The organism is Epilithonimonas hispanica, assembly GCF_003385395.1.
GTDB lineage: Bacteria > Bacteroidota > Bacteroidia > Flavobacteriales > Weeksellaceae > Epilithonimonas > Epilithonimonas hispanica.
Genome location: NZ_QNUG01000064.1, coordinates 1 through 11,658, shown reverse-complemented (window position 1 = coordinate 11,658; position 11,658 = coordinate 1). Strand labels below are relative to the sequence as shown.

General features: G+C 35.8%; 14 protein-coding genes and 1 pseudogene. All 15 read right to left on the bottom strand.

Annotated elements, in window-relative coordinates; all coding sequences use genetic code 11:
- Positions 1-573, bottom strand: a 573-nt coding sequence (locus DRF58_RS18850; RefSeq protein WP_245955556.1) for a type IV secretion system protein, incomplete at its 3' end; no start/stop codon positions are given.
- 21 nt (positions 574-594) lie between these two features.
- Positions 595-921 (bottom strand): hypothetical protein, encoded by a 327-nt coding sequence (locus tag DRF58_RS18845; RefSeq protein WP_245955555.1) that lies wholly within the window; start codon positions 919-921, stop codon positions 595-597.
- Between the two features lie 2 nt (positions 922-923).
- Entirely contained in the window at positions 924-1,754 is an 831-nt protein-coding gene (locus tag DRF58_RS16915) for a hypothetical protein (protein WP_116037063.1), read from the bottom strand.
- Between the two features lie 6 nt (positions 1,755-1,760).
- Positions 1,761-2,429, bottom strand: coding sequence for a hypothetical protein (locus tag DRF58_RS16910; protein WP_116037061.1), 669 nt, complete (start codon positions 2,427-2,429; stop codon positions 1,761-1,763).
- Between the two features lie 98 nt (positions 2,430-2,527).
- Positions 2,528-3,214: a hypothetical protein gene (locus tag DRF58_RS16905; RefSeq protein ID WP_116037060.1), complete on the bottom strand. Its 687-nt coding sequence runs from the start codon at positions 3,212-3,214 to the stop codon at positions 2,528-2,530.
- An 11-nt stretch (positions 3,215-3,225) separates the two neighbouring features.
- Positions 3,226-3,879 carry a hypothetical protein gene (locus DRF58_RS16900; protein ID WP_116037058.1) on the bottom strand — a complete coding sequence of 218 codons (654 nt, stop codon included), beginning with the start codon at positions 3,877-3,879 and terminating at the stop codon, positions 3,226-3,228.
- On the bottom strand, positions 3,866-6,934 hold the full coding sequence (locus DRF58_RS16895) for a TraG family conjugative transposon ATPase (protein ID WP_116037057.1): 3,069 nt from the start codon (positions 6,932-6,934) through the stop codon (positions 3,866-3,868). Before DRF58_RS16895 ends, DRF58_RS16900 begins: the two co-directional genes overlap by 14 nt.
- A complete protein-coding gene (locus DRF58_RS16890) occupies positions 6,906-7,220 on the bottom strand; it encodes a DUF4133 domain-containing protein (protein ID WP_034975939.1) in 315 nt (104 codons plus the stop codon). The genes DRF58_RS16895 and DRF58_RS16890 overlap by 29 nt, the downstream gene beginning before the upstream one ends.
- Before the next feature lies 1 nt (position 7,221).
- Positions 7,222-7,542, bottom strand: a complete 321-nt coding sequence (locus DRF58_RS16885; RefSeq protein WP_379883807.1) for a DUF4134 domain-containing protein — start codon at positions 7,540-7,542, stop codon at positions 7,222-7,224.
- 135 nt (positions 7,543-7,677) lie between these two features.
- Positions 7,678-8,271, bottom strand: coding sequence for a hypothetical protein (locus DRF58_RS16880; RefSeq protein ID WP_123902439.1), 594 nt, complete (start codon positions 8,269-8,271; stop codon positions 7,678-7,680).
- A gap of 34 nt (positions 8,272-8,305) precedes the next feature.
- Positions 8,306-9,001, bottom strand: coding sequence for a ParA family protein (locus tag DRF58_RS16875; protein ID WP_051879936.1), 696 nt, complete (start codon positions 8,999-9,001; stop codon positions 8,306-8,308).
- A gap of 48 nt (positions 9,002-9,049) precedes the next feature.
- Positions 9,050-10,537, bottom strand: a complete 1,488-nt coding sequence (locus tag DRF58_RS16870; RefSeq protein WP_116037054.1) for a relaxase/mobilization nuclease domain-containing protein — start codon at positions 10,535-10,537, stop codon at positions 9,050-9,052.
- Positions 10,534-10,896: a hypothetical protein gene (locus tag DRF58_RS16865; RefSeq protein WP_116037052.1), complete on the bottom strand. Its 363-nt coding sequence runs from the start codon at positions 10,894-10,896 to the stop codon at positions 10,534-10,536. Before DRF58_RS16865 ends, DRF58_RS16870 begins: the two co-directional genes overlap by 4 nt.
- Positions 10,897-10,933: 37 nt before the next feature.
- Positions 10,934-11,257 carry a bacteriophage spanin2 family protein gene (locus DRF58_RS16860; protein ID WP_116037051.1) on the bottom strand — a complete coding sequence of 108 codons (324 nt, stop codon included), beginning with the start codon at positions 11,255-11,257 and terminating at the stop codon, positions 10,934-10,936.
- Between the two features lie 10 nt (positions 11,258-11,267).
- A pseudogene (locus DRF58_RS16855) lies at positions 11,268-11,658 on the bottom strand (hypothetical protein); the annotation flags it as partial.

The window sequence follows — 11,658 nt, the reverse complement described above, 5'->3', positions numbered from 1 at the left end:
ATTGGATAATAAGGTATCATACCTTTCGATCTCCATTGTATAACCGGAAGCGATCAATTGCTGACCGATGTTGATGATCGTATAGGCAACAAAAGTGTAGAGATTAATGTTGATGAATTTGGAGACCCAACTGTATAATGAATTTTCAAATCCGGGAATCAATGCCATTCCAACAGCTATAGGACCTAGAATTATTAATATATAAGCCCATATTTTTTGAATGAAGAAAATAAGATAGACACAAATCCGAAGAATAGAAAGGCAACAAAATTCAATAAGTTCCGCGACTAATTTTTGCATTTGAAACTCCATCCTGATAGACCATTCTTTGATAGGCTGTATTAATTTATCCAATCCCTCACTGATGTCAAACCATGAATCATCGGCATCTTCAGTAGTGTTCTCAATGACTTCCTGCTTCGCATCTTCTTCCGCTTTCAGTTTTATGACGGCATCGAGTAATTGTTGCTGCTTTTTAAATCTCTCAACACGTAAGTCGTTAACTTCAGATTCTATTTCGCTGAAAATTGAGATTCCGGGTTCGGCAATGGCTTCAAATGGTGCTTGAATCATACTGACAAATCCGCTCCAGTATTATAGGGTAAATCCTATAAGGATTGGTTTCAGCATCGGTGTGATTTCCCATTCTCTATCTCCGGCTGCCATTTGCCAGCCCATATATCCGAGGTACATCAGAGCGCCTAAACCGCCAATTGCTTTACCTACCAAAGCAGATCCTGCAGCACTTTCTTGTACTCTGTTATCAAGCTTTGTAAAAACCTCCATAAACCATTTCTCAAAAGCACCGTCACCTTTTAAAAATTGGAGTAGATTGCTATAATCGCCGTCTGTTTGGGCGAAACCCATAGCAGGTAAAAGAATTGCTAATAAGCAAAAAGTTAATGTTATCGTTTTATTCATTTTTAAAATCGGTGTTTATAATGATTCATCATATTATGAACAATTTGTTGGTCTGATGCCGGTGTCCACGCAGGTGGCAAAGCATAATTTGAATGGTTTTTCAGAATATTCTTGTAATCTGTAAGAAGTGTTGTCTTGTTATTGTGCTTCCTTAATTCCGTTACAAATTTTCTCCACTTGATGAGGGTTTGGTGGTACATTATGAATCGTTTTCCTCTTGGCATATCCATACTTCTGGACATTGAATATTTTTCTTTGATTAAATCCAGTTCTTCCTGAAGTCTTTTTATTGTTCCTGTTGTGCTGAGCGTTTCAAACGTTTGTTGGTCTTTCAATCTCCATTCAATAAAATTTTGTGGATGGTCGGGGAATTCGGTAATTGGTTTTAGCATTCTTTTGTAATACAGCAACCAAAGTGGGTCTGCGTCAACGGTGGCGGAAGTCCAATGGGCAAAATCCTGAACGCTTCTTTTATGGATGGTGTCCGAAGCGGCTTTTATTTTTTTTGCTTCTTCTTCCTGAAATTTTAATTGAGCGAATCTTTGATTTTGCACCCCTGTCGGTTTTAATGGTCTAATGTCTTCACCATTTTTATAATCCCTGTTGATTTTTGGAGACCACAACCCCCAAACCGTTGCATAAGCAAAATTGGTTTGGATGCCTAAAAAATATTTTGGATAAGGTCTCCAATCTCCCCAATCTTGAAAGACCATTCTTTTATGTTGAGCAACAATGGAAGGGTCATTTAATCTCTTGACGCTGAATTGTCCAGAGAGTGCAACTGTCAAGAGTAAAAGTGGTAGGATGCTTATTTTTTTTACTAAATTTTTCATGATGTTTTAATTAAAGATGTGATTGAATTTCGTAATGATGTCGCCAACAATGGCCTTGTCTATATTGATGTAGTTGCGGAGAACAGGAACTTGATACAGGTAGGGAATTTTCTTAGCATTCTCTAATCGCAGATTGATGTATAAAATATTTCCATTGATATTTCTGACACGGGTAAAGATCTTTTCAATCAGCATTTCTCTATCCATTGCATCCATCAGAAAATCTTTGTCCTCTTTGAGAATATCCTGAGTAACTTCCTGTTGAAGCTTCATCGTCTGCTTCCCTATTTCAACATAATATTTTGAAATGAGTACCGAATATTCAGGATGCTGTGCGGATAGATCCAGCATTTTATTGGAGTTCGTCACGATTTTACCCAAATACTGATAGAGGTAGATAAGTTTTTTACTCTGGGTAAGTGCTGAATTAACATTTTTCAGCTGTTGATAGATGTACTCCTGAATGGCTATGATCTGTGTTATCTTATTGTTGATATCGTCATACAATTCTTTTTGCTTTTCGTACGAATCCAAAAAAGTTTGTTCGCTTGCTAATCTAACTCCGTGATTGACGGTGATCTGTGACAGAAGTTTATCATTAATTACTATTTGCTGGCTATCAACAGTGATTCCTGAAAGTACCAACATTCCAAAGGCTACTATTTTTTTGCTCATATTGTTATTATTTTTTCATTATGAAATTTGCGAATACATTGGGGGCTGCCGAATCTTCGATTTCATCGACTGAAAGGAAATAATCTTCGATTTCAATTCTAAAAGGATTTGATGTTATCCATTATGCTTTCAACTACTTGCTTATCCCTATTGACATAATATTGAAAGGCTCTTTTGTTACGTTTTACTTTGGCCTTAATATCTCTTATCTTCAAAAGCATGTGTGTGGAATTCCTGCTCAATGTTTTTACTTCGCCTAAAGCATAGTCCAATAATACTTTACGTTCTGATTTTTCCATTTGGTTAACTGCCCCATAAGAAATTACGATTCCCATTACGAGCCTTGTTACCATTTGCAGGTCATCTACAAACTGAACTTGAGAAGGCAAAACGGCTACAATGGAATAAGGAGCATCGTTTATTTCATTGATAATAGCAGTTTGATTGTTTGTTATTTTTGTTATTTCCCTGCTCATTGCTATTCCGGTTGGTATGGCTTGAATGGCAAATGAAACAATTCGCAATCTGTCCTGAACTTTGGTAATCTTATCTTTGAATTGGTTCCATTGGGTTCTGTTGGCTGTTTCTACAGTAGCATTCGCAATTTGCTTTTGCCGCATTTCTTTTTGCCTGTCGTGCTCTTTCATTGTGGCATTGATTTCTATATCCATCATCGGAAAGGAAACATTTTCCTGTTGCCATGCTGGTGTAGAACCACCACCGGAAGATGTCAATACGAAGTAAGCGGTCAGAATAAATAAGCTTACAAGAATTCTTCTTCTCATAATAGAAAAATTTAAAAATTCCGTTTATACCTGTTCATTATGTTTTCAACAATACCTTTGTCGGTGTTGATATACCCTGCAAATGGATTAATAGAATTCCAGAATCCTAATCGGTTTGCTTTTTCCAGTCGTAATTTTATCGCCAAAAGCCAAAGCTTCAGATTTTTGACATTACCGGAAATATTATGCAGAATTTTATATCGATCTCCGGCAGTAGCCAGATTCAGCTCTCCGGAGGCGAGAATGTCAGAAACATCGGTCACAATCTTTAAACTTTGCTCATAGGTTTTTTGTGAAGCCTTAACTCCAAAAATGGCATATTCCGGATGTTCTGATGCCAATTGTACTACTTGTGAGGAATAATTATAGCATTTATTGAGTTCTGAGTAGATCTCCTGTGCTTGGATTCCATTTTGTAAAGTGCCGGAAACCTCTTTTAAACCCCTCAGAATTTTATTCTGAATGTCATTAGCTGCCACCATCTGTGTTCCGACCCAGGTTTGTGCATCTTTTAACTTTGAAGTTTCCTCAATGACTTCGTTTTGTTTGGCTTTTAGATTTTCAGAATAGAGAATCATTGCCGCCGTTACTGTGGGGTCGATGTAAGTGTTTTGTGAATAGAGGAAATTTCCAAAACCTAAAAATAAAATGCTAAATTTTTTCATATCGTTGTTTATTTATTAATTCTGAAAAACTGATATTCTGGTCTTCTAATTCCTGTGTGATAGTCTTGAAAACATTCTTCCCTATGTGTTCTTTTTTCATCATTCTGTAGAAAGAATTGATTTTATCATCCAATGGATTTTGATATAAGTTCACGAGTGACACTAAGTTTTCCAGACTGTCTCCGAAGGTTTTGAGATCACCAACTATTTTGCGTAGTGCTTCATCATAGTCACCGTAACGGTGAACATAATACTCCACTGCTGATTTCTCCGGTTTTTCTGTGGTATAGGTGAGATATTGCTCCAATGAAACCTCATTTCCATAGACTTCTCCTTTTGAACCTCTCTTTAAATAGAATTCTTTAAATCGGCTTCTCCCGAATTTGTTGTTGAGATTGTTGATGGTAAAAATCTTGTTTTGCTCTACTTTATTGAGTGATAGCAATGAAGCTATTTTATCAAAGTTGTCTTTGAACTTCGTCTGGTCAAGCAATATAAAAGTGTCCGAATTATTGATAATTGAATCTTTGACCACCGCATTGCCAATAATATCATCCAATTCCTGCGTTACCACCACCGCTTCTCCCCAAAATTTCCTCACCGTTTTGTATAAATAAAGAATGTAGCCTCCCATCAGTTTACTCGCAATTGCCTTCCACGCTTCTTCGATGATGAGTGCTTTTCTGCGGTCTTTTCTTAACCTCATTTTCTGAATAAAGGTGTCCATAATAATGAGCGTGACAATCGGAAACAGTTTCGGATTATCCTTAACATTATCAATTTCAAAAACGATGAAAGATTCGTCGAACAGCGTATTATCTGCACTTTCATTGAGCGTTGTTCCGTACCTTCCGCCTTTGTAAAAATCTTTCAGTACAAATAAAAAGGTGCGCAGATTAAACTCTTTCTCTATAATATTATGTTTTTTATTATTCAGGTAAATAGGAAGAAATTGATCGCAATAATCATAAAACCCATTGAAGGAAAGTTCTGTTACAACCAGCTTTTCTTCCAGTTCTTTTATTTTTCTGATAATGGCTTTTCTAAAGGATTGATTCCATTCTTCTGCTGATCTGGATTGCCTGATGATGTCATTCGACTTGATTAAAATCAACTGCGTTTCATTGTATATTTTCCTTCTTTCTTCATCGTTCAGCGTGTCATACGCTTCATACACTTTATAGAAGTTTTCGCTTTCATATTCCGGATTATTGATGTTCTTGTCAGGATGATAAAATTTCAATAATTTTCTTCCCGCTTCCTTTATTTCATCGGAACTGGCATCGAAAGTAATTCCCAAAATATCATAGTAAGTATGCTGTCCTTTGGTTTCGTTTTCATATTCAGAAAAAAGATCGTCTTCGTGAATGTTGTATTTACCCAGATAGAGAATGAGTTCTTCAGAAGTTTTATTTTCATACCACTCTGTTCCTGAGTTAAAATATTGATGGTAATAAGACATCAAAACATTATCTAAAACGGATTTTTGTGTTGATGACATTGAAGAATCCGGACCTTGCCAGATAAGGAAAATCAGGTTGGTTAAAAATTCTATTTTTTCGATATTAAATTCTTTCTTATCCATCAGAAAAGGATTCATCGTGATTGGTCTTTCTTCGGTGTATTGGATGTATCTTCCTCCTTTGTATTTGCAGGTTCCTGAATAAGAATCTCCTGTATCGACAATGACCACATCATAATTGTAGGTCAAATACTGCTCGATAATATTGTTCATCAGGAATGATTTCCCCGAACCGGAAGGTCCTAATACAAATTTGTTCCTGTTGTTTATTCTTCCCGTTTTCATCGGTAAATCCGAAGGATCTACTTTCAGCGGAACGCCTTGTCTGTCCGTAAATCTCAGGTAGAAATTGGATTCTTCATTGACGGGGTAACTTTCTTTAAAAAAAAAACACAAGGCCGCTTCGCTTGTCGTCATAAATAGATCATACTCCCTGAGTTCTGTTCCATTTCCAGGAATTGCTGATCGCCAAAGTTCCAATTGGTTGTAGGCATTTTTGGAAACAATGATTCCTTTTGTGAACAGTTTATTTTCAATCATTGACTGAATATTTTCCATTTTCTCCAATGTTTCTGCGGAAAATAAGATTGAAAAATGGGCATTCACAACGAGCTGTCCATCAATGGCAATATTATGAAGCAGTGTCTGAATTTCATCTGCTATAATGGCGTTGGACGGAGAATTGTTGGCTGCTCCTTCGTGCTTTTTCTTTTTTTTGTCGAGTTCCCTCTGCTGTTGTGCCTGAAGCGGAATCGTAATGATCTGATTGTAGACAATGGTCTCATAATCTTCTAGTTCATTGATAAAACTAAAATTATCAACTGCTGTTTCTGCTGCTGCACCGTTACCGCCGAGAACAGAGTAAGGCTCAATTTCTGAAGGAAGATCAATATTTTCTACATCCACGTAGGAAATATTTTTTACAAACCTGTTTCCGATCTGCAAAAATTCGTTGGTGCTTTTGATATTATCAAATATGGGAGAATCGGAAAATTGCATCGACAAAACACCTGATATATAATATTCAAAATCTTTCTCAAACAAAAACTGCGGTTCAGAGTCATTCTGCTTCAAAAGCATCAATACTTTCTGACATTTGTCCCGTAGTTCTTTATAGCTTTTTTCAGAGAAATTGTAATGCTTATTTTTCTTTTTCAGCTTGTCATCAATAATATCGGTAAAGAACAGAACCGTTTCAATGGTTTTGAAAAGTCTGCCGTCAAAATGTTCCGAATATTTTTGTTGTAGAAATTGGTTGGATTGTTCGGCTGAATATTTCTTTTTTGAAAAAATATCGAGCTTCTGAACAATTCTTCCTTCTCCAATGATTGATACCACCTGATTTAAAACCGTGTGGAAAGTGAGATAGCTGTCAGGATCTGCCGAATATTGCTCGACAATGTTTTTTATCTTGATCCCGATAATAGGGTTTCCGTATTGTCCGAAAAGTACATCAAAATCCCAATTGAAATCCTTTCCAAGATCATATCCGATAAAAGGAATGCTAAATGCCTGTTTTTTTGTTGTTGCCATTCTTTAAAAGTTTATTACTGTCTAACCTTTTGGGAAAAATTAAGATGTGATCGAAGTTTTTGGTTTTGTCATACAAACCATATTTGTCCTGTCTTCTGAAGATAAGATAAACTCCGCCTGCGGTGACTGCAAGACCAAGTAAAGAGCCTAAGAGACCGAACTTCGAGAGTACCAATGCTGAAATGACCCCGCCTCCGATGACACCAACTGCGTAAAAGATATATTTCCCTTTGAGTCCGAAGAATATAAGGGGCTTTTTCAGCCCCTTATAAAGGTAGAATCCCATATTAGGCAAAGAATGCTGTTACGAATTCCGGAACTACAATCAAGAAGATCATTGCTCCCCCATAACCAAGGATCTCTTTGTTGACGTCCTGGTCACCATTCGTCCATTTATTATACACTCGGAGACCTCCGATAAAACCGACCAATCCTCCTACTGCTTTCAAAATCAGCTTGACCGGATCCCAATAATCAGTGATATCACTTGCGGCATTTGAAATAGCGGTTGCACCACCTTGTGCAAATGCTGGAGTTATCGCCATAATTGCCAAGGCTAGGGTTAGAACTTTCTTTGTTGTCACGTTTTTTGTGAAATAATTTTTCATCATAATTCAAAAAATTTATAAAGGGTTAATAATCAATTGAGTGTTAAATTTTGGGCATAGAAGTCCCGGACAACGGATGGAAATCCGCTGTTAAGTCTAATAATCAGTACGTTAGATTTTGTTTAAGTTGACTAACTACATAATGGATTGATAAACCTTATATCCATCGTGATTTGCAACCAATTGAACCAGGGTTTCAGAAAGATTCAGCATCGCCTTCCAATCTTTAATTCTGGAAGTTTTCTGGTCTGCACTAACCGTGATCGGGTTTTCGCTAATCACTTCATTAGGTTTCTGATTTTCCTTTTCGGTTGATATTTTTTCCTTTTGTTCAAAATACTCTTCGCTTGATTCAGCATTTTCAGGATGTGATTGGTTTTCAATTTCGGTAAAATCCTTTTTTGATGGATTATCGAATTCATCCAGATCTTGTTCAGATTCAAATTGTTTTCTTAAATACTCCAGATCTTGTCGTTCTTCATTTCCTTCAGTGATATCAGAATGGATTACATTTTTATTAAAGGACTTGGGAGTGTTGAGATTTTCTACATCTTCAATCCCTATAGTTGCAGTAAGATCTTCGTACTGTTCGGAAATTTCGGACAAAGAAAATTCCTCCGTCTCTTCTTTATAGGTTTCTCTTTCTTTTTTCAGAAACAGATCGTATAAGATATTACCTGCATAATACATCAGATAAACAGCCAGAATGGTAAGTGAGATTTTTATCATTTTTTATTGATTTAGTTGTCAGTCGATCGTTGTTTTATGTTGGTATTGAATCTTTTATTTTTTCCTTCTTTTTAATCACTTGTATTTTGATTTTTGAGGTTTCATTGATGTATTTTATAAGTTCATCGAATGTATGTTCTACTGCATATTTTTGTTTGCTTATCAGGCTTCTGGTATTAATAGTTTGTAGGCAGTTTCTTTTGAATACCGGACTTGGCAGCAGCATTCCATATTTTGCGAGCTCAATGTCCATTGCTTCCTGATTCAGATACTTGTAGCCTTTATCATATTTGGAACGGATAAATACTCTTTCAGCCTCACTTTCCAATAGTCCCAGCATATTGATAAAGACCAAAGTCGATTTTACAGAAACATCGGAATACTCAAAAGGTGTTACGATAAAATCACTGTATATGAGCAAATCACTGTATTTTGCATCGAGCGTTCCGGCCAAATCAAAGAGGTTAATCTCATCGCTTTCTTTTAAATTAATGAGAGTTTCAAAGTCTGAAAAAGGCTGATCTTCTTCCTCGCCAATAATTTCTACATCGTACAATTTTGGAATGTCCAATAGCTCATCATCTTTCCATTTGTAGTAAAATGATTTCTGATAATCAAAATCGAAAACATTGATTTTCCTTTCTGAAATAGCGGTAATGTAATTGGCAAAAGCTATGGCTAATGTCGTTTTTCCGGTTCCTCCTTTTTGGGTAGCAAATGTGATGATCATAGGTTTTAGTTGATTTTTACTGGACTGAAGACGATTTTTCCATCAACTTTATCGTCTCTTTTTTCGTCTTTTTTTGAGTTCATTTTCGGCAGGGTCTTTTGCAGTTCCCGAACTTTTCATCAACTCAAAAAGAAGTTCGTTGACGGCTTTGTTTAATTCTGTTTTTTCATTATTTTCAGTCCGGTTTTCTGTTTGCACTTCATTTACGCTTATGGGATTCAGAAATTTTTGATATTCCTTTTCTCCGATTAATGGCTGAAGTTCACCCACGTAATGGAACTTGGTATGAACAGCATACAGCTTTCCGTCTTCAGCAGTCGTTATAGAAATATCTTTTTTTTCATCATTTGTGTTTTTGTTATTTCTAATAAAGTCCTTTACTTCAAACTGGACTTTTCGATAGGTTTCCAGATCTTTTTTACCCCGGTTTTCAAAAAGCATAAAGTCCTTGATTTCTGCTTCCGGATTATTCTTCTTAAAAAATTCAAGCAGGATCTTTTTTGTTTCCTGGCTGCGAATATTATAATCCTTCAGGATTTCAAAAGTCTTCTTATCCAGCTTTTCAGAAGTAAATTCAAATACTTCATTCATTTTCAGTAGATCACTACCTTTATATACTTTTTGTGTTTTATGGTCGATTACAGTGTAGCCAAAAGGATTTTTTTCTTTATGATGAAAAACCATATCGATCCCGAAAACATCTCTCAACTTTTTTTGAAGTTCACTTTCAAAAGTGATTTTTACTTTTAAATCATTTTCTTCTAATTTTTCTTTTGGGAGCATCGATTTCAGTTGCCTATCATCTTCTACTTTAAAAACCTTGGTGGAATACAATTCTTTGTATTTGCTTAATATACCTTTGATCTGCTTTGCCCTTTTATCATTTTTGCTGTTATCAAAAACAATCTGACTTCCTGAAAGTGTTTGCTGTATTACCCCGTTTTTTAAAATTTTAAAAGAATTTTCATCATTTGTGTTTTTGCCTATCTTATATCCATTTCTATTGAGTAGAGTTTCCAACTGATTAAGCGAACTTATTTTGTAGTTCAGCAGTTTTTCCAGTTCTTCTTCCGGTTTCTGACCATACAATTTTTCCATTGTAACGCTTAATGCTTTTTGGGCTTTAAGCCTTTCATAACTGTCATTGATCTTTTTCCCTGTCTGTTTATCAACTCGGGTAGAAACTATGTGTACGTGATTATTATCTGTATCCTTATGAAACACCACAATGAAAGGCTGTTCGCCATATTTCATTTCATCCATAAAATTCGCCGCGATCTTAGTCAGCTCTTCCTTCGAATGTCCTTGAAATTTCGTAGAGATCATCGCGTGGAATTGAGGCTTTAATACTTTTTTGTTCCCAATCGAAATAGCTCTCAAATAGTTTCTTACTTCTTCCTTGCTGCTTGATTCGTTAATGAAGGAAGGAAAATTTTTCATCAGCATTAATTCTCCGGTTCCTTTGTCAATTTTCTTATCGTTATAATGAACTCCTGGAAAACTGGGACCTGCCGGATCCATTATCTTAACAATCATCTTGATAGCTTTGCATAGATTTTTGTAAATATTTCGTTCTGTTCTTTTTTCAGAATTACGATTTCTGATAACTTATCCGAAAAATTGCTGAGTTGACTTTCGCTGATAAACTTCTGACCATTTGCTATTTTTGCAACTTGATTGATATTATTTTCAATTTTTCCGAAGATGTTATCCTGTTTTTCAATGAACGCCAATACTTTTCGTCTCTCGTCATCCATCATTCTATTCTCTACAGAATTGATGATTAGACTAGTCAGGGAAATTTGTTTATTGGAACAGATTTTTTTCCAATCTTTCTTCTTTTCACTCTTAATTCTGAAAAAAATAACTTCATCTTTTTGCTCATCAATATTCATCTTTCAAATTCAAATCTGATTTTATAAATGTTGTTTTCTATATTGGAACAAAGATGACCGCCGCAATTGCCAGAATGCCCACAACAATGGAACTCACGACCTTTACTTTTTTCACTTCCCTGATTTGTTTTTTATCGATTGAGATAGTCTCTCCTTTCTTGGAAATGCCATAAATACTATTATTATCAATTGATGTGATTTTTATTTTGTGGATTTTTGCAGTAAAATCCTGAACTTCATATTTATGATTTATTTCTAAAGAATTATCTTTTAATGGTTTGCCCGGATTCGAAATAATAGCTCTACAAGATGTTAGCGAAAGGATAATTATTAGCAAGAAGGATTTAAAAAAGTTTTTCATAGTTTTATGATTATGGCGTTACCCAACTTGTTACGCCGTTCACACTTTTCAGAATATATGTTCCGGTAGATGGAGCGTTAGGAACCGTTTCTGTTGCGAAACCAAATGATCCATCAGCTTTGGCAACCACTTTTTTTGTATAGGATAAATCTCCGTCTGCATTGGGCATTTGGGAAGGTGTTACGCTGAGCTTGCCATTGATATTTAACCATCTTTCAGAAAAATCCCCCGAAATCAAAGCAAATTTGTAATCCGTATAATTGTTCGTGATACTATCCCAAAAGCTGGTTGAACTTGTTGTGACGGGGGTTGAATGTATAGCTAGTTTATTACTTACGCTTCTGTTTCCTGTGGCCGGGCTACCAGCGCCAATGCCAATGAAAATATTGTTAGACCCTGTT